The organism is Shewanella sp. M-Br (assembly GCF_036245925.1).
GTDB classification, from domain to species: Bacteria; Pseudomonadota; Gammaproteobacteria; order Enterobacterales; family Shewanellaceae; genus Shewanella; species Shewanella oncorhynchi.
On record NZ_BJBV01000035.1, the window covers coordinates 1 to 20,829 of the forward strand.

General features: G+C 44.0%; 18 protein-coding genes. 11 read left to right on the top strand and 7 right to left on the bottom strand.

Going from position 1 to position 20,829, the window contains the following annotated elements; genetic code table 11:
- Positions 1–105 precede the first annotated feature (105 nt).
- Complete coding sequence (locus AAA952_RS21200; RefSeq protein WP_338259426.1) at positions 106–2,130, bottom strand: ATP-binding protein; 2,025 nt, start codon at positions 2,128–2,130, stop codon at positions 106–108.
- A gap of 611 nt (positions 2,131–2,741) precedes the next feature.
- Here AAA952_RS21200 and uvrD point away from each other — a divergent pair.
- Both uvrD and ubiA read left to right on the top strand, forming a co-directional pair.
- Positions 2,742–4,910: a DNA helicase II gene (uvrD, locus tag AAA952_RS21205; protein ID WP_338259428.1), complete on the top strand. Its 2,169-nt coding sequence runs from the start codon at positions 2,742–2,744 to the stop codon at positions 4,908–4,910.
- A gap of 138 nt (positions 4,911–5,048) precedes the next feature.
- The gene (gene ubiA / locus AAA952_RS21210; protein ID WP_212599586.1) at positions 5,049–5,909 is read left to right on the top strand and encodes a 4-hydroxybenzoate octaprenyltransferase; all 861 of its coding nucleotides are present in this window, start codon (positions 5,049–5,051) and stop codon (positions 5,907–5,909) included.
- A gap of 6 nt (positions 5,910–5,915) precedes the next feature.
- Here the strand turns inward: ubiA and torT are convergent, their stop codons facing one another.
- On the bottom strand, positions 5,916–6,989 hold the full coding sequence (gene torT / locus AAA952_RS21215; RefSeq protein WP_330147989.1) for a TMAO reductase system periplasmic protein TorT: 1,074 nt from the start codon (positions 6,987–6,989) through the stop codon (positions 5,916–5,918).
- Positions 6,990–7,321: 332 nt separating this feature from the next.
- Here torT and AAA952_RS21220 point away from each other — a divergent pair, with 332 nt between their 5' ends.
- The 4 genes from AAA952_RS21220 to AAA952_RS21235 all read left to right on the top strand — a co-directional run bounded on the left by AAA952_RS21220 (position 7,322) and on the right by AAA952_RS21235 (position 11,248).
- Positions 7,322–7,717 carry a VOC family protein gene (locus tag AAA952_RS21220; RefSeq protein WP_338259432.1) on the top strand — a complete coding sequence of 132 codons (396 nt, stop codon included), beginning with the start codon at positions 7,322–7,324 and terminating at the stop codon, positions 7,715–7,717.
- A 34-nt stretch (positions 7,718–7,751) separates the two neighbouring features.
- The gene (locus tag AAA952_RS21225; RefSeq protein ID WP_338259434.1) at positions 7,752–8,801 is read left to right on the top strand and encodes an NAD(P)H-dependent flavin oxidoreductase; all 1,050 of its coding nucleotides are present in this window, start codon (positions 7,752–7,754) and stop codon (positions 8,799–8,801) included.
- Positions 8,802–9,022: 221 nt separating this feature from the next.
- Positions 9,023–9,940 (top strand): redoxin family protein, encoded by a 918-nt coding sequence (locus AAA952_RS21230; RefSeq protein WP_338259436.1) that lies wholly within the window; start codon positions 9,023–9,025, stop codon positions 9,938–9,940.
- 225 nt (positions 9,941–10,165) lie between these two features.
- Complete coding sequence (locus AAA952_RS21235) at positions 10,166–11,248, top strand: AI-2E family transporter (RefSeq protein WP_338259438.1); 1,083 nt, start codon at positions 10,166–10,168, stop codon at positions 11,246–11,248.
- A gap of 11 nt (positions 11,249–11,259) precedes the next feature.
- Here the strand turns inward: AAA952_RS21235 and AAA952_RS21240 are convergent, their stop codons facing one another.
- The 5 genes from AAA952_RS21240 to AAA952_RS21260 all read right to left on the bottom strand — a co-directional run bounded on the left by AAA952_RS21240 (position 11,260) and on the right by AAA952_RS21260 (position 15,545).
- Positions 11,260–11,547, bottom strand: coding sequence for a helix-hairpin-helix domain-containing protein (locus AAA952_RS21240; protein WP_131524228.1), 288 nt, complete (start codon positions 11,545–11,547; stop codon positions 11,260–11,262).
- Between the two features lie 124 nt (positions 11,548–11,671).
- Complete coding sequence (locus AAA952_RS21245) at positions 11,672–12,250, bottom strand: nucleoside triphosphate pyrophosphohydrolase family protein (RefSeq protein ID WP_338259441.1); 579 nt, start codon at positions 12,248–12,250, stop codon at positions 11,672–11,674.
- Between the two features lie 174 nt (positions 12,251–12,424).
- Positions 12,425–13,009 (bottom strand): TlpA family protein disulfide reductase, encoded by a 585-nt coding sequence (locus AAA952_RS21250; protein ID WP_338259443.1) that lies wholly within the window; start codon positions 13,007–13,009, stop codon positions 12,425–12,427.
- Positions 13,010–13,026: 17 nt separating this feature from the next.
- Positions 13,027–13,446, bottom strand: coding sequence for a cytochrome c-type biogenesis protein (locus AAA952_RS21255; RefSeq protein WP_338259445.1), 420 nt, complete (start codon positions 13,444–13,446; stop codon positions 13,027–13,029).
- A complete protein-coding gene (locus AAA952_RS21260; protein ID WP_338259447.1) occupies positions 13,446–15,545 on the bottom strand; it encodes a heme lyase CcmF/NrfE family subunit in 2,100 nt (699 codons plus the stop codon). Before AAA952_RS21260 ends, AAA952_RS21255 begins: the two co-directional genes overlap by 1 nt.
- A 549-nt stretch (positions 15,546–16,094) precedes the next feature.
- Between AAA952_RS21260 and sirA the strand changes: the two genes are divergently transcribed.
- The 5 genes from sirA to AAA952_RS21285 all read left to right on the top strand — a co-directional run bounded on the left by sirA (position 16,095) and on the right by AAA952_RS21285 (position 20,822).
- A complete protein-coding gene (sirA, locus tag AAA952_RS21265; RefSeq protein WP_338259448.1) occupies positions 16,095–18,158 on the top strand; it encodes a dissimilatory sulfite reductase SirA in 2,064 nt (687 codons plus the stop codon).
- A 62-nt stretch (positions 18,159–18,220) separates the two neighbouring features.
- Positions 18,221–18,661, top strand: a complete 441-nt coding sequence (locus AAA952_RS21270) for a rhodanese-like domain-containing protein (protein ID WP_028761786.1) — start codon at positions 18,221–18,223, stop codon at positions 18,659–18,661.
- An 83-nt stretch (positions 18,662–18,744) separates the two neighbouring features.
- Entirely contained in the window at positions 18,745–19,527 is a 783-nt protein-coding gene (locus tag AAA952_RS21275; RefSeq protein WP_105250349.1) for an FKBP-type peptidyl-prolyl cis-trans isomerase, read from the top strand.
- A gap of 34 nt (positions 19,528–19,561) precedes the next feature.
- The gene (locus AAA952_RS21280) at positions 19,562–20,242 is read left to right on the top strand and encodes a nitrite reductase (RefSeq protein WP_338259449.1); all 681 of its coding nucleotides are present in this window, start codon (positions 19,562–19,564) and stop codon (positions 20,240–20,242) included.
- A gap of 88 nt (positions 20,243–20,330) precedes the next feature.
- Positions 20,331–20,822: a nitrous oxide reductase accessory protein NosL gene (locus tag AAA952_RS21285; protein ID WP_219253156.1), complete on the top strand. Its 492-nt coding sequence runs from the start codon at positions 20,331–20,333 to the stop codon at positions 20,820–20,822.
- Positions 20,823–20,829: the final 7 nt, after the last annotated feature.

Genomic DNA, 20,829 nt, shown 5'->3' on the forward strand with positions numbered 1-20,829 from the left:
AGAACGCAAATGCCCTGCGGCAACTCCGAGGGGATGGCGTAGTCCTTTGATTGTTGAGTTGTCTTTTGGCCACTTAAAGCATTAAAGAGTTGTGGATGTTCTGTTTCACCCGCAAAATTTAACAGTGGGTGTCTCGTTAAACTCTTTAATTACAAATTCTTCAGGCGCATCTGAAGTTCTAGTTTTAGACACAATATCATCGGCAGAGTCATGCTGCCCTTCAGACAATCGATCTAATTCAAGTTTTAACTTCTCATTTAAAAAGTCATGTTTCAATTCAAACTCAGTAAACACTTCGCTCCATGTAAATACATATATTTTGTATTTACCGGTAAAAGCTAACCCTGGTTCTCCGTGACTTTTATGGCTCTTAAGTTGATCAGCAATGTAATCTGTTGAATCAAATTTATTTCCAATTAAATAAAATTTCCACTCCATATTTGAAGCATTAAATTGAGGTTCGGATTTGATTATTTGGTAATAGTTATAAATTTGATCGAACTCTTTCTTACCAAGTCTAATATTCGTGGGGTGCTTTAGTTCTAAAACTACGTTCTCAATTTTATTTTGTCTTTTTCCTTGCCTTACAAGGAATAAATCCATTTCTCTATTTTTATCTTTATGATCTATAGATTTCTTATCACCATCATTATTCAAAATGTAAGTAAATCTTCTTAAGGCTTCTTCAAACTTCGGTTCTGCCGCAGTAAGTAGTTGATACTCTTCACCTATTAGCCAATAGTTTTTTTCCATCATCCTTTGTAAATGAGGCACTTCACCTGCATACATTTGAGGATCAAAAACAAGTTTTTTGAATTCCGCGACAGACTTATAACGATCGCTAATTAATTCAATAGTATTTACAATTGATGAAAGCTTGGTTGTCTGTAACTGTTTTGCGAACTTTTCTCTTTCAGGCGAAGTTAATTCAACAATATTTTCTAGTATCTTAAATAGGTCATCTATTTCACCACCATCTACGATAAAAGACATAAAGCTAACTAACGTTTTTTTCTGGGTCGTATTGAGATTTGAAAATATGCGCGGTTCAACTTGATATAACTGGCTCACCATCATTTTAATATCGTTAGCTCGCATCATTTCCCAACGATTTTTAGCGTTATATTTTGGGAAGATACCTTTGGCTTCATATTCTTCCACTAGAGACTTCGCATAATCTATTATGAAAGGTTTCCTTTTTTCTCTTAAAAAAGCATTTACTTTATGAATGAGATCTTTAAATTCAGGAGATTTGTCATTGTTCCAATTTAAAAGATCTGCTTGCCCCTCATTACTCTCACACTTAAATTGATCAAAATAAGAACTTAAAATGAGAACACTATGATAAAAATCATCACCTTTATTATTTAGCGTAGTAGGTTTTGAATATTTAAATTCTGATTGATTGCTGACGCAGTAATACCTAGAAAAATGGTGATTAAGCTTACTCTTCCATTGAATATACTTTACTTCAAATGAATGGCCATCAATATCAATGGTCATTCTATCTTCATCTTTAATCAAAGAACCTACATTGAGCGGCTCCCCATTTATAATTATCGAAAATCCTAGATCTCTTTTTAATTCTAAAAACCAAGCAAATTCTTTTTTTAAAAATTCAATAATAGTATTTTTAAAATAAAAATCTGAAATATCAAAAATGTTATTAAAACTTACAGTTGTACCAGTTTTATTATTTTCGCATCTTTCTTCTTCTGATGGGTCATATTGATCGATATGTGATTCGTCTGCAGTAATAGTATACTTAAAAAAACCATTACCTTTTTTATAGCAAGTTCTCCAAAGAGCCGTTTGTGCAAAGTGATAAAATGTAAGCCTGCCTAAACCATTTTTTCCATGAACTAGTGTATGCTGAATTTCACTATCACGTTTCTCTGAAGAGAGAACGGGTTTAAATTTATTATGAACCTGACTTAGCGGCATTCCTTTACCATTATCAGAAATAGATAGCTCATAAATATCACCAACTTCAGTTGCAAGATAATCAATCTCTATTGTATTTGCGCCAGCATCAAAACCATTCCAGATATACTCCGCAATCGATTTATAAGATTTAATGCTTTTTAGCCTATTTTTAATTCCTTTGGCATTTACTTCTACTTTACTCATTTTAATCCTTTATCAATGTACTCATATCTGATGGAGAACTTAACTTCTTAGTATTTATGCGCTGCGCTGTTTATAGGGCATAAATCGCTTGTTGGACTTGGTCGCTGCCACATCCGTGTCAATTGGTGTAAATGATGCTATAGGAATTTGCTTTTTTGCGGTAGCGGTTTTTTATACAGTTTGATGGGTAATCACTTGATATCGTTTTAGCTTTATCATCCTTTGCTGGTTGGCAGAGATACGCAAAGGTTAATAGGATTAAGCATTGTCATGGAAGTGACCGTTGACGGCATGGATGCCGTCGTCGAGCCTATAGGGATATATTCACGGCGAGTCACTGGAATGACAGTGTTTAATCCTTATTGAAGGTGATGAAGAACCTTGCTTTGCATCTAAAAGGTTTAATAAGCCATCTATTCCTAAATTTCCATTATCTAGCAGTGTGTTAGGCAGCCAAGCTACTCATATCTGCGTAAGCGAGATTAGGCATTGCGGCACTCTTGCAAGCCAGTGCAATGCAAGATACAGCAACATATCATTCGTCTTGTGGATCAAACGCGCAGGCGGGTTTTCTTCTGTTATAATGCCCCCTCGATTTTTTGGAGGCGAGAATGGACGTATCTTCTTTACTAGACGGCCTGAATGATAAGCAGCGCGAGGCTGTCGCGGCACCGCAATCTAGCATGTTAGTGTTGGCGGGCGCGGGCAGTGGTAAAACTCGGGTGTTGACCCACCGCATTGCGTGGCTGATGCAGGTTGAACAGCAGAGTCCTTACTCGATTCTTGCGGTGACGTTTACCAATAAAGCTGCGGCTGAGATGCGCGAGCGAGTTGAAAAAGTCGCTGGCACCAATATGGGCCGCATGTGGATTGGGACTTTCCACGGCTTGGCGCATCGTTTGTTGCGCACTCACTTCCAAGATGCGGGTTTACCGCAAAGCTTCCAAATCCTCGATTCAGACGATCAAGTACGCTTGATCAAACGTATTCTTAAAAGCCTGAATTTGGATGAGAAACAATATCCTCCACGCCAAGCTCAGGGTTATATCAATGGTAAAAAAGACCAAGGATTACGCCCCAAACATATCGATGCGGGCGGTTTTCCGCTTGAGCAGAATCTGCTAAAAATCTATCAGGTCTACCAAGAGTCTTGCGACCGCGCGGGTTTAGTCGATTTTGCCGAAATCCTATTACGTGCCCATGAGTTATGGCTCAATAAGCCGCACTTGTTGGCCCATTATCAAGACAGATTTAAGCATATTTTGGTGGACGAGTTCCAAGATACCAACGCGATCCAATATGCGTGGATCCGTGTGCTTGCTGGTCAAACTGCCAATGTGATGATAGTCGGTGATGACGACCAATCGATTTACGGTTGGCGCGGTGCTCAGGTTGAAAACCTACATAGATTCTTAAAAGATTTTCCGAGTGCGACCACGATTCGCCTCGAGCAAAACTATCGCTCGAAGGGCAATATTCTTAAAGCTTCCAACGCCTTAATCGCCAATAACCCAGAGCGTATGGGTAAAGAGTTGTGGACGGATGAAGCCGATGGCGATCCGATTTCGCTTTATTGTGCCTTTAATGAAATGGACGAGGCGCGCTTTATCGTCGGTCGAATTAATGATTGGCACGAAAAGGGCGGCAACCTCAGTGATTGTGCGATTCTATATCGTTCTAACGCTCAGTCGCGGGTATTGGAAGAAGCCTTATTACACAAAGGCTTAGCTTATCGAATCTACGGCGGTTTACGCTTCTTCGAACGCCAAGAAATTAAAGATGCCATGGGTTACCTACGGCTGATCAATAACAAAGACGACGATGCGGCTTTTGAGCGTGTGGTTAACACACCGCCCCGTGGCATTGGCGATCGCACTTTGGATATTTTGCGCTCAACTGCGCGTCAGCATGAATTAACCTTGTGGCAGGCAAGTGTGCGTTTGCTCGACGAGAAAGTGCTCGCGGGCCGCGCAGCAAATTCTGTGCGTGGTTTCATGGACTTAATCATGACCATGCGTGAAGACACCCAAGATATGGTGCTGTATCGCATGGCCGATACTGTGATCCAAGCTTCGGGTCTTAAGGCCATGTATGAAGCCGAAAAGGGTGAAAAAGCCCACGCTAGAATCGAAAACTTAGAAGAACTCGTCACGGCGGCGCGTACTTTTGAGCTACCAGAAGAGCTGGAGGACATGGGCGAACTTAACGGTTTCCTATCCCACGCGGCGCTCGAAGCAGGTGAAGGCCAAGCCGATGCCTTTACTGATGCGGTGCAGCTAATGACGCTGCACTCTGCCAAAGGGCTAGAGTTCACTATGGTGTTTATGGCGGGGGTCGAAGAAGGGATCTTCCCGAGTAAAATGGCGCTCGAAGAGGGCGATAGACTCGATGAAGAACGCCGTCTCTGCTATGTGGGCATGACCCGCGCCATGGAAAAACTCTACATTACCTATGCGGAATCGCGGCGCATTTATGGCCGAGAAGATTACGCGCGGCCGTCGCGTTTTATCAAAGAGATCCCGCCGCAATATGTGGATGAAATCCGTCTTAAGGCGCAGGTTACAACGCCGATGGCGAATAATCGTTTCAGCGCCCAAAAATCGGCTGCCACAAACGATACCGGTTTTAACGTCGGCCAAAGAGTTAATCACCCTAAATTTGGTGAAGGTAAAGTGACCAACTTTGAGGGCAGCGGTGCCCAAGGGCGAGTACAAGTGAGCTTTACTGACTTTGGCAGCAAGTGGTTAGTGGTGGCTTACGCTCGGTTAGAGGCGCTTTAATGCCTGCCCTGAACGCGATGAATGTCAGCTTTTTATGACACGCTTTCAGGGCGTAAATTCGCATCGGGAGAAGCATGGGTATATGATGCTAATCCTGAAACCGAGTGGAAACTTGAGGGTATTGGGAGTACCTAGTTAATGAATTTAAAGCAGAAGTGGGATGTGTATTCCCGTCTTACTCGAATCGACCGTCCCATAGGTACGCTATTGCTGATGTGGCCATGCTTGATGGCGCTGATGTTAGCGGCGGGTGGTATGCCCGATCTTAAGGTATTGATCATCTTTATTATTGGCGTGGTGATCATGCGTGCCTGTGGCTGCATTATTAACGACTATGCCGATCGCGATCTCGACTCTTTTGTGGAACGAACTAAATCTCGGCCGCTGGCCAGTGGTGAAATCAGCACTAAAGAAGCCTTGATACTGTTTATCGTTTTAGGTTTATCTGCTTTTGGTTTAGTCTTATTACTCAATGGATTAGTGGTTAAATTATCCGTTGTTGGTATTATCCTCACGATTATTTACCCCTTCACTAAACGCATCACCAATATGCCGCAGATGTTTCTAGGCGTGGTGTGGAGTTGGTCTATCCCCATGGCTTACGCCGCGCAGACGGGTGAAGTGCCCATCGAGGCTTGGTGGTTATTTGCGGCCAATTGGTTTTGGACTGTCGCCTACGATACCATGTATGCCATGGTCGATAGGGATGATGATTTAAAGGTGGGCATTAAATCCACTGCAATTTTGTTCGGTAAATATGACCGCCAAATCATAGGTTTATTTCAGCTTGCTGCGCTGGCTTGTTTTATCGCCGCCGGTTGGAGCGCCGATCGTGGTTTACTCTATGGCCTAGGTTTACTGACTTTTGTCGGCTTTAGTACTTACCAGCAAATGCTGATCTTTGACCGCGAACGAGCTCCTTGTTTTAAAGCCTTCCTCAATAACAATTGGGCTGGACTCGCATTATTTGTTGGGCTGGGCGCCGATTATTTAGTTTAGTGAGCATCATTTTTGTTGTGGAAGATCCTGATGGATCATCCACTGATTCTGTGGCGCTAATATTTGTTCTAAATCAATCTGGTGGATGTTGTCTTGGGAGATAACCTTGATAACTGGGCTCACTCTGTGGGGATAAGGCGCACCTTCGAGTGCGCGTATTGCGAGATCGATGGCAATTCGAGCCTGCAATACTGGCGAGTCGCTGACCGTCGCGAGTAACTGTTTTTTCTGCACTAATTCTATGGTCTGTGCATTCGAGTAGAACGCGATGACCTTTCCCGTTTTATTCCTACGCCCGTCTAAATAGCGCGCCGCGAAAGTGGCGGCAACTGCATTGGCGATCACATAATCTACACTTTGTTTAGTAAGCACTTTTCGCACTAAATCAGCTTGAATAAATAACTCCGTAGTACCAAACCCTCCTTCAATTGTGTCGAACTCTTGTTTGGTTGCCGCCCGCCTAAATCCTTGTTCCGCCGCCATAACCCAAGAGGCGTCCTTAGGCCCTGGAAACCAAGCAACTTTAAGTTTCGCAGGCGCTTTATCGACAGGGTCTCGTTGCTGCGATGCAATATACTCAATCGCCGCCGCAGACATATCTTCAAAGCTGACTAAGGAGCGACTCGTGAGTTTGTCGGTCGCGATACCATTCACTAAATCAATAACAGGAATGCCCGCAGCAGAGAGTTGTTCGATATCCGCAATCAGTCCGTCAGCCGTATTCGCAGCAATAATATAGGCTTGAGCTTTGAGGGCTTGGCAATCATAGAGTTGTTGTTTTTGTTGCTCAATATTGTCATATCCTCCAGCATCATAAATGCCGAGAGTTACACCTTGGCGTTCGGCTTCCTGCGATAACCCAAAGGCGACGCCCCACCAATATTGGTCTTTACCATGGGGAAGTAAGGCGCAGATCCGCCATGCTTTTTGGGCTTGAGTGAGTGGTGTGTATGCCGTTTTTTTGCCATCAGCAATCACATCGGCGGGATACCAAGTTGCCTGCACTGCAAAGGCGAAACTATAGAGGATTAAGGTGAGGCAAATCCTGAGGGAGTAAGCGAAGAATGCAGTAAAGTGCATAGGATCATCATGTTAAGTTAACAATAGATTAAGCATAGATGAATGATCCATAGTTGCTAAGTCGATGCTAAATAAAGCTGATTTATTCTTAATAACCAGTGCCATGAAGTGTTATGGCACTTTTATGGTGGGCTGCAGAGTGGTTGAAATTGTAGGGTCGTCTTACATTAGCAGGCTTTACGCTTTGACTTGTTCACTGAATGCTTAAGTTTACATTTCACGCTTCAGGCTTAATTGCCACAGCTGGTTTTTGCCATAGTGCTTAGTCTATAGTCATTGGCTTATAGTGGTTTTTTATGATCAATTTCATGCTTAGGTAACAAGGAATCGTTATGTTTATTCCGTCAGGATTTGCACGGGTTAGCCCGTATATGATGATCGCTGATGCCGATAGTTTAGTGGTTTTTTTACAGCAAGCCTTTGATGCTAAAGCGCTACATATTTCCCGTCGGGCTGATGGCAAAATAGCTAATGCACAGATGCAAATCGGCGACTGTTTATTTATGTTGAGTGAGGCGAGTGAAGCTTTTACGCCTATGCCCGCATCCTATTATTTATATGTGGAAAATGCCGATAAAATGGTGGCTCAGGCACTCGCCGCTGCGGGTGAATTAGTGATGGAAGTGGCGAATATGCCCTATGGCGATCGCCAAGGTGGAGTGCGGGATCCCGTGGGCAATCTGTGGTGGATCTCCCAGCGTTTAGCCGCGAGGCCATATCAGGATTGAGCATCAAGTGAGAACAAGTCAAAGGAGGTGATGTATGCCGTGCCAGTTAACCCGATTATTTGGAATCGAATTACCAATTATTCAAGCGCCGATGGCGGGTGTTCAGGGCAGTGCCTTAGCGATAGCCGTGTCGCAAGCGGGGGCGTTGGGATCTTTGCCCTGCGCCATGTTATCCCTCGAAGCCTTAGATACCGCCTTGACACATATTCGCACCCAGACGGCTAAGCCCATCAATGTAAACTTCTTTTGTCATCACGAACCTGAACCGCAAGCAGCGAAACAAGCCGCATGGCTTAATCAACTCGCGCCTTATTTTTCTGAGTTGGGTGTCAATCCTGATAGCCAAACCGTGGGGGCACAACGCGCGCCATATACCAGCACCCAGGCTGCAGTGTTAGCTAAATTTAAACCTGAGGTGGTGAGTTTTCATTTTGGCTTACCGAATGAAGATTTGTTGCTGGAGATAAAGTCTTGGGGTTCAAAAATCATTTCGACAGCGACAACTGTAGAAGAAGCCCTATGGCTAGAAGCGCGTGGTGCGGATGCTATTATTGCGCAGGGTTTAGAGGCCGGAGGTCACAGGGGGCATTTTTTATCCGATGATTTAACCGAGCAGTTAGGCACTTTTAGTCTATTGCCGCAAATCATTGCTGCCGTTGATATTCCTGTTATTGCAGCGGGTGGCATAGTCGATGCCAAAACCGTGCGCGCCGCTATGGCGATGGGCGCTTCGGCGGTGCAAGTGGGGACGGCATATTTACTCTGTCCCGAATGCACCACCAGTGATATTCACCGCGCCGCCCTGCAAAGTGAGGCAGCGCAGCATACGGCTCTGACTAACTTATTCACTGGTCGACCCGCCCGTGGAATTATGAATCGTTTTATGGCAGAGCTTGGCCCCATCAATAATGCCGCACCGGATTTTCCGCTCGCCTCAAGTGCCGTCGCAGTATTGCGAAGCGCCGCTGAACAACAAGGATTTGGTGATTTTAGCCCACTTTGGTGCGGCCAAAATGCAACAGGTTGTCAGGCGATTCCCGCCGCAGAACTGACGAGGCAATTGGCGTTAGGTTTGATGGTCTAAGATATTGTTGGATAGGTTATTAATACTCATTTTTATGCTCATCAAGGCTTACATTTAATATAGCTAAATTAGCGGCTTGTTAGTTTATACTCGTCGTTTAAAGGTTGGTTGTTGGTGAGACTGCCGCTTCTTTTTAATTATGTTTTTTCTGTACAAATGGCTGCAAATCACTCGCCCCATAGTCGTGGGTGCGAGTGTTCTATAGATTTAAGGAAAACACTATGTTGTTACGTCAAATCATTGTTATGTGCCTTGCCGTTATGAGTTTTGCTACGTTTGCTGGCAATAAAGCCTATCAAGATATCGCACTTAAAACCTATCCAGATCAGCAGCAAGTGACTTTAGCCAGTGTTGCGGGTGACAAGCCGATATACCTAAAGTTTTGGGCGACCTGGTGCCAACCTTGTATGGAGCAAATGCCGCATTTTGAAGCCCTGCAGAAGAAATATCAGGACAAGATTAATATCATCGCGGTGAATATCAATATTAATGAAGAGCAGCCTAAGATTGCTGATGTTATCGCACGTTTCGGGCTCACTATGCCCGTGTGGTTGGATAATGAAGGCGAGCAGGGTGTGGCTTTAGGTTTGGTCGGCACACCCTATAGTGTATTAATCAATCGTGCTGGTGATGTGGTTTACACTAGCCATGAGTCTGATGCCAATTTAGATAAATTTATCGATATGTTGGCGAATGGCCAAGAGTTGACTGCGCAGACAACGGAGGCACCCAGTGCCGAACAAACAGCTAAGTTACTGAAACCTTGGGAACAAGGTGAGCATTTACTTTTTTTTACCGCAACATGGTGTGATTGGTATTTGGCTGATAGCCGCCCAGAAATGTCTAAAGAGTGTATTACCGTTCAAAAAGGTTTAAATAATCTCGCGCAAAAAGTGCCTAATAAAGCGTGGCACGGTGTGGTCAATCATTTGTGGACAGACAATAAAGCGCTCGAAGATTTTAAGCAGCTTTATCAAACTCAAGTCGATTTTAGTATTGATGAATTAGGTGTGTTATTTAATCATTTTAAAATCCGCAATATTCCTACTTTACTGTGGGTTAAGGATGGTAAAGTTATTCAGCGTATTACCGATTTTAGCCAGCCAGAGAAAGTAGTTGAGCAGCTTTCGGCTCAATAAGCTCATTCCAAATGTTAGGCCTTTGATAGATATCCAAAGGCCTTTTGTCTTCAAAGATTGAATAGATACACAGCTCAATATTCGGTGTTAAAGTCATTGCCCATGGGAAGCACTGCGCAATAAACTGATTCGTAGAACGAGTTGGTTAAGCGTTAACCTTGTTTGGTGTAATGCAGAGTGTTTTCCATTTTACCGTTGAATTTTATTGTGGGGGGTTTTAGCACTATGACGCCGATTTTCAGTAATGCCGCTATTGGTCGTAGTTTGTTGGTTTTGCTCTTGTGTGCTGGCGTATTCTTTTTTATCGATTTTTTAGTGCCCGCCTTAGCTGCATTGATTGTGTGTTTTTCAAGTTGGCCTCTCTATCAAAAACTATTGGCAAAATGCGGTGGTCGCTCGGCGTTGGCGGCAACCATTGCCCTGTGTTGTATTGTGCTCGGGCTGATTATTCCGCTGGTTTTTGTATTTTCCTATGCGTTTCAAGAGATTAGAACTTGGGTTGATTGGTTGGTGTTTACTAACCAACATGGTTCGCCCGTGCCCTTGTGGATCAAAGACTTGCCTTGGATGGGCGAATGGTTAACCCTGCAATGGCAGCAGTTTATTGGTGAACCCCATGAATTAGGCCAAATTATCAGTGCCATTAGTGGCCAGAATTTGAGTGGCATTTCCCGTTGGGTGCTGCAATTGGGTTGGAATACTTTAGGGTTGTTATTGACCTTACTTTTTATGCTGATCACTTTGTTTTTCCTCTATAAAGATGGTCCGCAAGTGGCTAAACAGTTGGATATCGTGGGTGAGCGAGTGCTGCCTGCTCGCTGGCATAGTTTTTCCCGTGTGGTGCCTGCAACAGTCAGTTCTACCGTGATAGGTATGACGCTTATCGCAATTGGTGAAGGTATAGTGCTGGGGATTGCCTATTGGATTGCGGGAGTACCTTCGGCCGTGGCTTTTGGAGTGTTAACCGCCTTTATGGCCTTGGTTCCCGGCGGCGCGCCAACCATGTTTACCTTGATTTCACTCTATCTTGTCGGCACTGGCGATATGACGGCGGGTGTCGGCTTGTTTCTTTGGGGCAGCATAGAGCTGTTTATTGTCGATAAAACCTTAAGGCCTAATCTTGTCGGTGGGCCGATTAAATTGCCTTTCTTACCGACTTTTTTCGGTCTGATCGGCGGCGTAAAAACCATGGGTTTTGTCGGTTTGTTTGTTGGTCCAGTATTGATGGCCCTGCTGGTGGCCATTTGGCGTGAGTGGTTAAGGGAAGAGCCCGAAACGATACCATTGGATAAACAGGCGGATAGATAGTCGCTAAAGCATCATTTCTCTAAGGTATTTTTGCGCTCATCGGTGTAAAACCACCAAGGTTTAGGATCTTCACCTGCCATAAAACGGGTGATGGAGATAAACACATCGAGCATACAGGGGTCGTGTCTTTTGCCCGTTTTGTCGCACAGCGTTTGATACAGCTCGTAGGGGTTTCTATCTAACAACTGCTCAGGCTTATCTATGCCAAGCAAACGTAAATCCGCCGCACAGGCTTTGCCAATATTTGGTAAATCAGTCAATTGCTTAACCTCAGCACGCACGACTTTTGCTGGATTCATACGGATTGCCTCGTTAAAACACACGCTGAAAAGTCATTACTGCTGGATAATCGCTTAGGCGAGATAATTGCCTTGGCGAAATAAGAGCCTGCAAATAACAGGCTCTTAAAAAAAGCTATAAAATCTAGGCTTTAACCAGTGTTGTCAGATCCGCTGGGCGATAGTAAACCGATTTTAGTACCTTGCCTTGGCGAACCACTTTACCTGCCATTTCCACATCTTTAGCGCATTTGGCTATGATGAAATCACCTTGCTGACTACCGACAATTTCAACACCTTGTTTGGCATAGAAGGCAATGGTCTCGGCCAGTTCTTGCTCGTTACGGCACACTTTACTTATATTGCTCGAGTGGACTTCATCCCAGCAGCTAATAAAGTCGATTTCACGGTTTTGAGCCACGCAAAGCAACAAGTCAATCAGGTAACTGATTTCGAGTCTGTCCGTCATGGCCTGTGCGCCTAAATGCACCAAACGCCCCATTAACACATATACAGAATCGACTATGGCATCGGCCTGTTCGATACGGCTATCGGCTTCTGCAAGTTCAGTTAACTCCTCAATAATCAGTGAAGTATGTAAGGTATCGGCCTTGTCATCTAAAGAATCAACATCATTAACGGGCAAGTCGAAGGTGCTACGAAACTCACTGATATCACGATATAAGTGGTCATAAATAGGTTGAGTTAAGCGGGTGAGTTTCATCTGATTTGCCTTGAAATAAAGAGTTTGGCGGCAATTTTAAAGAAATGCATCGCAGAATACAAAGATGGGGCAGAGATAAAAATACCCGCAGCCAAATAGGCGGCAGCGGGTTTCGGTAAATTTTGGCGGATGACCGAATGGAGAAATATATTGTGAGTCTGTGTTACTTGGTGATTATTGGCCGTATTTTGCAATCAGTTGATCAATATAAGGGCCAACGTCTTTATCAGCCCAATCGAGATATCCCCGCACAAAACCGACAAGATTACCTTTAGCATCAAAAATATAACTGGCGGGTACGACATTCGCGGGAATGATTTGTTCTATGTTTTGCTCCGGGTCAAGCCAAGTGGCATAGCCGCTAAAGCCATGTTGGTTAAGAAAAGGGCCTACATCTTTAGATTCTTCATCGATAGAGATTGGAATGATGGCGATATTCTTCCCTTTATACTGCTGCTTAAGCTTTTGGAGTTCTGGAATTTCCCTTAAACAGGGTGCACACCAGGTTGCCCAAAGATTGACTAAAACTAATTTCCCTTGGTGCTGTTTTAGGGTTTGGGTTTGTCCTGATTCATCAATAAAGGGAACTTCTGGTACGCCGCGTGCGTGCTGCATTTCTATAAAACCAGTCATCACTAGGGGCTTAGGGAGGGGCTCTCCTGTACTGTAAAGTTTATTGTCTAGTGAGTGGGCTGAGCTGCTATTAGAAAACAGACCCAAACACGTCAGTAGAACAAAGGGAAAATAGTGTAATTTCATCTGGTTATCCTTTACTTTTAAATAGTCGTTTGTGTTTTTCTACGGGTTACCAATGCGAGACACAATCCAACACCAAGCACTAATAACAGCAGTGGCCCAAACCAAAGTGCGAAGGTGGAGGCCTTAAATTCAGGTTGATAACGGATTTTTTGACCATAGCGTTGCACCATAAAATCGATAATCTCATCTTGGCTTTGCCCCTGTTCCAGCATCGAGAATATTTGTGCTTTGAGCTCGTGGGCAATTGGCGCCTGTGACTCAAATAGGTTCTGATTCGTCGCCATAGGGCAACGCAGCACTTTACTGATATCTATTGCCTGTTGCTGGTAGGAAAGGCTTGATATGGGCTGAGCTTGCGCGACGGATAAGCATGGGATCCCTATTCCACATAAGGTGATAGGGAGCAGTAAGACTAAAAAGCGCAATATTGGATTCATTAGGCAAGTGTCTCCTGTGGTTTGTGATGGGGTAGGTTACCTAAGGTTGTTAAATCAGCTTGGTAGCTAAAGCGGCGAGTAGGCCAAGCGGCAATCGCCCCACCCAGCATCATTAATAGCGCACCAAGCCAGATCCAACTCGCAAGGGGTTTATAGCTGATGCGGATAAGGTATTCGCTGTCACTTAATTGCAGCCCCATAGACACATAAATATCCCGCCAGAATCCATGATCGATACCCGCGTGGGACATTTCCATCCCATTGCTTTTAAAGGTTTGGCGTTGCGGCCTAACGTAACCGAGGATCACTTCATCATTCGCACCATCGCGGATACTGATATTGGCTTGGATTGCCGTAAAGCTGTTGGTTTCGACATTCTCAGTGCTTTCATACACTAAGATATAACTCGCCAACGGTTTACCTTGGCCAGGGCCCATTCTGAGGAGGGCTTCCTGTTCAAAAAAGGAGACGGATGTTGCACCAATAATAGTGATAGCCAACCCAAAGTGGGCGAATAGCATGGCTATAAACCCTTGTTTTGATGATTTAACGGGAGGATTTAAGCCGTGCTCATTGCGGTTTTGGGTTAATTGACGGGCATATATTCGTCTACCTAATCCCGAGGCTGCCAATATCGTGAGCAATAAACACACTAGCAACCAAAGTGCTGCGGCAGTGCCAAGGAGTAAAAATAAGCTACTGCCCGAGGCGGCCTGTAAACTTACCCAGCCTGCGACGGCTAATATCACTAGGCTAGGAATGAGCAAGGAAGTGATACGAGTCTTTGAGGCATTTTGCCATTGCGCTATTTGCCATTGCACTAAGGGCGCAATGCCCATTAACAGGACAAGCAAGAAAGTGAGGGGGACAAATATAGCGTTGAAATATGGGGCGCCCACTGAAAGTGTGCCTAAATCCAGTAGCTCATAGATCAAAGGGTAAAATGTACCGAGTAATACGGAAAACGCTGCTACGACTAAGATAACGATCCCGAGCAGTAACAGCGTTTCCTTACTGAAAAGCGCGAAAGTCACATCCTGTTTTAAATGATGGGCTTTGAGTGCAAAAATGAGTAACGCAGCCCCAACAAAAATCACTAATAAGCAGAGGATTGACATGCCACGGGTCGGATCGGCGGCAAAGGCATGTACCGATTGCACTATGCCGGAGCGCACCAAAAAGCTACCGAGTAAACTGAGTGAAAATGCCAATAAGCACAGCAGCAAAGTCGTGATTTTAAAGCCATGAGTACGTTGAGTGAGAATGAGGGAATGCACTAATGCTGTTGCCACAAGCCAAGGAATAAAGGAGGCGTTTTCTACCGGATCCCAAAACCACCAACCACCCCAACCCAGTTCGTTATAGGCCCACCAAGATCCAAAGGCATTGCCGCCCGTTAGAAACACCCACGCTAATAATACCCAAGGTCGTAAATAGTTAATTTGACGAGTATTAAAACCACCACCGAGCAGTGATGCTAACGCTGCAGCAAAGCAAACGGTGAGGCCAACATAACCAAGAAAGAGCATGGGCGGATGCAGTATGAGTCCTATGTCTTGCAAAATGGGGTTAAGATCTCGCCCTTCAATCGGAATGTTAGGTAATAAGCGGGCAAAGGGATTAGAGGTAAAGAGTAAAAATAAGTTAAAACCAAGGATCACTAATGCCAAAATAGCCAACAGTCTCGCAAAATACAGGGCGTCTTGGTATTTATCGCTGGCCTTATCTTGAGTGCAATCCGCCATCTTTATGCGATAACTGATGAGCGCCCCCCAAAGGGCAATCGCAAATATCCAAAACAGCATTGATCCTTCGTGGCTGCCCCAAACTGCGGCCACTTTATAACCCAATGCTAATTGGCTATTAGAGTGGTTTGCGACATAAGCAACAGAAAAATCATCAGTCATAAAGCAATAAATTAAGCAAAGAAGTGAAAAAAATACTGAGGTAAATATGGCTCTAAAGAGTATCGGGCTTAATCCCACCAGATAGGCATTATTCTGCTTAACACCGATTAAGGTCAGTGCTGCAGAAAATAATGCCAATACGCTACTAATGATCAGTAATATATGTCCAATTTCTGGAAGCATAGTTGTCATTTATTATGCCTTAGAATAATGTGGTCGCGGTAATATAGTGTTTACAGTTGGCTATTTTACCCGTGTGATGTTCACATGCTGATTTTTATTAAATTCGCTCAGAAACTTGAGTTATTTTCTTGTGATTTTAAATGTACATATAAGTTCTTCGTAGTAAAAGTCAGTTTAATCACAAGCTTTAATCACTGTTGATTTTAAGATTAGTCGAGTTTTGCATTTAATAATGTGATCTTATCCGTTATTAAATCATTCCTTTTTACGCTTGATGTTTTTTGAAAAATCAAACGCATTTTTAGTTTTTTTTATAACTGAAATGTGCTTTTTAACTTCTAAAAAATAAATGACATTAATTTTGTAAGTTATTGTATTTAATTTGTTTTAATTGATTTTATTCATCTTGATTTATCAGCGCAAATTTAGTGTGCTCTAGCTCTGATTTTTAATGGTTTTTTGCCTCCACCATGCTGTAACTGGTCAATTGTTTATGTCGTTCAGTGAGCAGTTAGGTTCAGTAGAAAATAAAAAACTAATGATAATTAGGAGTGAATGATGAAACGATGGAAATCCAAAATAGCACTCAGCGTGCTGTTTTGTTTAGGTACTATCGTCAGTGTGGCCGGAATAGCATCCGATGCTAAACCGGGCGAGGTAAAGCCTGGCTATGGTAATAAACAAATGAGTGCGGAAGCTCAAGGAATTATGGCTAATCCCGATCTAACACTAGAATCCCGTGGTGTAAGAACACTGCAGGATTATATTGTTCAGGAAAAAGAGTTGTTTGATTTTCTTTTTGAAAATCATCCGGTATTTAAATATGCAGAGCAAGGTCGTTTAAAAGGAACCTATAAGGTCAGTGACCGTGGTGAAGAATACTTACACGGTGGTGATAGCCAAAAATATAGCCAACATCAAGAGGGCAATCGCCCTATGGCATTGCAATATCGCCTCGGTGCCAAGTCGATTTTGGACTTCCCAAATAAGTTTGTTGGACCTGAAAAATGTGGTGAGTGCCACGGTCCACAATATGAAAAGTGGAAACGTTCACGCCATTCAAAAACCTTACGTTTCCCGGGGAGTCATCCCGAAGTCGATAACGATTTAAACAAAACCATGTATGGCACTAAGGATACTTCTATCCTGCCAGACGGCATTACCCCTGATGCAATTTATGCGACGGTGGGAACACCAAGAACCAAATACGGCTTTATCGACAGCTACTTAGTACGCGGTACCTTCCATGTGAAAGACGGTTTACTCAAAGATGGTACTGGCACTATGGTCGCCGGCGGTAACCAATTCTCCCGTGGTTGGGCTGAATGGTTAACCCCTGAAATGGCGAAGAAAATTCAGAAAGTTATTCCTGAATTTCCAACTAAAATGGAAGATTTTGGCGCGAGTGGTTCACACCAGTGGGGTATGAGCTCCTATGGTGCTAAATACGAGAAGGAATTCTTATTCCAACCTGCGAGTTCCTATTGCGAAATGTGCCACACCTTTAAGTTTGATTTTAAAACTAAAGATGAGTTTTTTGCCGCCCTTGGTAATCCTAAAGAGCTACAAAAACATACAGTGTCACTCGGTATTACCTGTGAAGAGTGTCATGGCGCAGGTGGTCATTTAGACGGCGGTATCGGTGGTGGTATGCCTTCTAACTGTGAGCGTTGTCACCAGCGTTTTAACTTCGTAGAAGAACTTGCGCAAACCCCGCAGGGTAAAGAAAAACTGGAATATGCCTTTAACGTGAAGATGAAATCTTCGTGCCCATCTTGTGGTACAGAAGGTTCGCAAATGTTTGCCTCGTCTCACTACGATAAGGGTATGCGTTGTTCTACCTGTCATGATCCACACGAAGTGACTGATGGTGATTGGAAATCCGGTATTACTAAACCAAAACTCATCAAAGAATGTACCGATTGCCATACGGCACAGGCTGAAATTGCGAGTAATACAAAGACCCACAGTAAACAAACTTGTCAAAGCTGTCATATGCCAAACATGGGTAGTTGTGAAAACTTCACCGCGATCCAGTTCCCTGATATGGCCGGTTTCGACAACGTCCGTAAGTCGCACATGTGGAAAATCGATGTCGATCCATTGCGTAAGACGCTTAACCCACCTGAAGGTAAGTCTCGCGACTCATCCACTAAGGGCTGGACTGTGGCGAAGGACGAAAATGGCCATAACTACCTAGATCTGATGTGGACCTGTGCTCGTACTTCCGCTTCTGATCACGATGTAGTGGATAACAAAGGTTGCCATAGCCAATTCCAATCTAAGTTGGGTGAGGGTCTGCACTTTAAAGATCAACAGCAAATCTACGGCAAAGTTCAGAAGTGGCAAAAACCAGTGAAAGAAACCTATGCCAAAGTAGAAAAAGCCCTTATTAGCATCGATAAGTCGCCCAATATGGCGAAGTTATCGGTAGAAGATAAGACGCAAGTGCTGTTGTTGACCGATAAAGCTCAAGATGTCCTCAAGCTGATTAAAGCCGATGGTTCATGGGGTGTTCATGGTGCGCGTTACTCACAAAAACGCTTAGATGCCGCCTTGATCTATGTGACCCAAGCCCAAGCCATTATTGATGGTAATGCGCTGAGTGCGAAGAAAATATAATTTAACTTGAGTCCTAGTTATCCCCGACACCTTTGGGTGTCGGGGAATATGAGAGCCTAATTATGCATAACATGCTTCGTCAAAGTGTAAGCCGAATATTGATGGTGTTGGCCTTAGGCGTGACTGCTATGCCAGTCATCGCCGGTGGTGGCTCAGAAATGTCTGAAGTGCCCTATAACGAAATCCAATTAAATCCCATTTCGATGATGGAAGCGGAAACCTTAGTCGGCAAGCAAGGCGTTTATTTTTTCGACGTAAATACACTGGAGATATGGGCAGAAGGTTTTATCCCCGGAGCAGTTTTTTTCAATGTTCAGAATTGGAGAGAGTTACTTCCAAAGAATAAAGATGCAGTCATGGTGTTTTACTGCGCTAACCGCCTTTGCACTAGCAGCAATATGGCGGCGAGAGAAACCATGAAGCTAGGTTACACAGGTGTGCGTCATATGGCCGATGGTATTTATGGCTGGCGTATGTCAGGTCGAGTAACAGAAAAACCTTAGTAACACAGGACCGATGTTTTATCGGTTTGGTTTGCAGGGCCAAAAGGCGAAACCCACAGGGTTAACATTGTAGAGAACATAAAATGAAAACACGTATGCCAACTTCTTTTATCCCCAAAAGCATCACAGTGGCGACCTGCGCCGCATTATTTGTTTCGGTAGCCAGTTTTGCTGGCACAAGTTTGAAAACCGATGCAGATAAAACCTCTTACAGCATTGGTGCTTCTATTGGTAATTACATTTCTGGTCAAGTCTACAACCAAGTTGAATTGGGTTCAGAGGTGAATGTCGACTTAGTCGTGCAAGGTTTTGTGGATGCGCTTAAAGATAAACAGCAATTAACCGACGAAGAAGTGCTGACCTACCTGAACCAAAGAGCAGAACAACTCAATGCCGCAAGAACTGTCGTTGCTGAAAAACAAATGGCAGAAACTAAAAAGGCAAGTGCGGCATATCTTGCTGAAAATCAAAAAAAGTCTGGCGTTAAAGTTACCGCCTCTGGTCTTCAATACGAAGTCTTAACACAAGGTAAAGGTCATAAACCCAATCCAGAAGATGTGGTCACAGTGGAATATGTTGGCACTCTTATCGATGGGACTGAGTTTGAAAATACGGTTGGACGTAAAGAGCCTACTCGCTTTGCATTAATGTCGGTGATCCCCGCTTGGGAAGAGGGATTAAAGTTGATGCCTGTGGGGTCTAAATACCGTTTTGTGGTACCAGCAAGCCTTGCCTATGGCACTGAAGCTGTAGGTATTATTCCTCCTGAGTCAGCACTTATCTTTGAAATTGAACTGAAAAATATTGAGAAACCCAGCGAAATGAAAGAGATGAAAAATAAAAAGATGATGCCTGCACACGGTTAATCAGGCTCCTAAAACGAGTTGTTTGGAGAGTGAAATGGAGACTGGAATGGTGGGCTTAGGACTAGGCATTGGCATCAGTTTACTGTTGTTTGTTGCTTACATTTATTGGCAGCACATGCGTCTAAACCTAGTCATGGGAATCGCACAGTTGCCAAACATGTCGAGCAAAGTGCCCTTTGCGATGGGAATCGTCCTAGTGCTGCTGACCCTTGCTATCTACAGTCAAACAGGCCGTTTTAGGGATTGGGATCAAGGTCGGCTTGATGAAAATATTGATTATTTAGTGGCGGCCGAGATCACCAAAGCCAGTCGTTGGGCTCAGAGTGAGCCGCAAAACACCTTGGCACTTATGTCATTAGCTCAGGCTTACAATGCGGGAGGTTTGTACTCAGATGCGGTGCTGACCTTAGATAAATTACTCGAAATAGGGGGAGAAGATGCCGAAGTGTTAGGGGCAAAAGCTAACGCGCTTTATTACCGTGAGCTTCGGCAAATGACACCTGAAACCCAAGAGGTGATTGCCAAAGCATTAGCACTCTCTCCCTTTGAGCCTCAAACCCATATGTTACTCGCGGCAGATGCTTACTTGCATGCTCGTAACCAAGAGGCCATTGACCATTGGCAGCTTTTGCTCAAACACAATGGGGACAGTATCAACCGTGAAGCAATCGATAATGCGATTGCAAATGCACAAAGCAAAATAAATGAAAGATGAAACCCGTTTCTATCAACCCTCGCCGTAAAGATCTGTCCCTGCAAGGAATCTGGCGAGGCGTTGATATTTTAATAAAAGGATAAATAGGATGAAGAAATACTATGCATTGTTGCTGTTAGTGCCCTTGCTATTTGGCTGTAATAAAAGCGAGGCCACAGACCATGTTCATAAGGCCGAGATGATCCACGAGCATGACCGTTGCCATTTATGCGGCATGGTGATCACTAAATATCCCGGACCTAAAGGGCAAGTGCATCTCAAGGCTGAGAAAACGGTACCTAAGTTTTGTTCTAGCCGCGATATGTTTAACTTTGCATTACAGCCTGAAAATAAAAGACAAATTGATTACATGATGGTGCATGACGCGGGCACGACCGATTGGGATCAACCTGACGATGGCGCCTTTATTGATGCTCAAAATGCCTTCTATGTTTACGGTACGACTAAGAAAGCTGTGATGGGACCTGCCGTTGCCCCTTTTAGTACCAAAGCTGCCGCCGAAGCCTTTGCTAAGGAATACGGTGGCCGAGTGCTGAGATTTGATGACATCACCCTAGAACTGCTCGCGGGTGATAAATAAGGTTGTG

Coding starts and splice junctions, on each gene's coding strand:
- AAA952_RS21200 (WP_338259426.1), bottom strand. CDS start 2,130: ATGAGTAAAGTAGAAGTAAATGCCAAAGGAATTAAAAATAGGCTAAAA.
- uvrD (WP_338259428.1), top strand. CDS start 2,742: ATGGACGTATCTTCTTTACTAGACGGCCTGAATGATAAGCAGCGCGAG.
- ubiA (WP_212599586.1), top strand. CDS start 5,049: ATGAATTTAAAGCAGAAGTGGGATGTGTATTCCCGTCTTACTCGAATC.
- torT (WP_330147989.1), bottom strand. CDS start 6,989: ATGCACTTTACTGCATTCTTCGCTTACTCCCTCAGGATTTGCCTCACC.
- AAA952_RS21220 (WP_338259432.1), top strand. CDS start 7,322: ATGTTTATTCCGTCAGGATTTGCACGGGTTAGCCCGTATATGATGATC.
- AAA952_RS21225 (WP_338259434.1), top strand. CDS start 7,752: ATGCCGTGCCAGTTAACCCGATTATTTGGAATCGAATTACCAATTATT.
- AAA952_RS21230 (WP_338259436.1), top strand. CDS start 9,023: ATGTTGTTACGTCAAATCATTGTTATGTGCCTTGCCGTTATGAGTTTT.
- AAA952_RS21235 (WP_338259438.1), top strand. CDS start 10,166: ATGACGCCGATTTTCAGTAATGCCGCTATTGGTCGTAGTTTGTTGGTT.
- AAA952_RS21240 (WP_131524228.1), bottom strand. CDS start 11,547: ATGAATCCAGCAAAAGTCGTGCGTGCTGAGGTTAAGCAATTGACTGAT.
- AAA952_RS21245 (WP_338259441.1), bottom strand. CDS start 12,250: ATGAAACTCACCCGCTTAACTCAACCTATTTATGACCACTTATATCGT.
- AAA952_RS21250 (WP_338259443.1), bottom strand. CDS start 13,009: ATGAAATTACACTATTTTCCCTTTGTTCTACTGACGTGTTTGGGTCTG.
- AAA952_RS21255 (WP_338259445.1), bottom strand. CDS start 13,446: ATGAATCCAATATTGCGCTTTTTAGTCTTACTGCTCCCTATCACCTTA.
- AAA952_RS21260 (WP_338259447.1), bottom strand. CDS start 15,545: ATGACAACTATGCTTCCAGAAATTGGACATATATTACTGATCATTAGT.
- sirA (WP_338259448.1), top strand. CDS start 16,095: ATGAAACGATGGAAATCCAAAATAGCACTCAGCGTGCTGTTTTGTTTA.
- AAA952_RS21270 (WP_028761786.1), top strand. CDS start 18,221: ATGCATAACATGCTTCGTCAAAGTGTAAGCCGAATATTGATGGTGTTG.
- AAA952_RS21275 (WP_105250349.1), top strand. CDS start 18,745: ATGAAAACACGTATGCCAACTTCTTTTATCCCCAAAAGCATCACAGTG.
- AAA952_RS21280 (WP_338259449.1), top strand. CDS start 19,562: ATGGAGACTGGAATGGTGGGCTTAGGACTAGGCATTGGCATCAGTTTA.
- AAA952_RS21285 (WP_219253156.1), top strand. CDS start 20,331: ATGAAGAAATACTATGCATTGTTGCTGTTAGTGCCCTTGCTATTTGGC.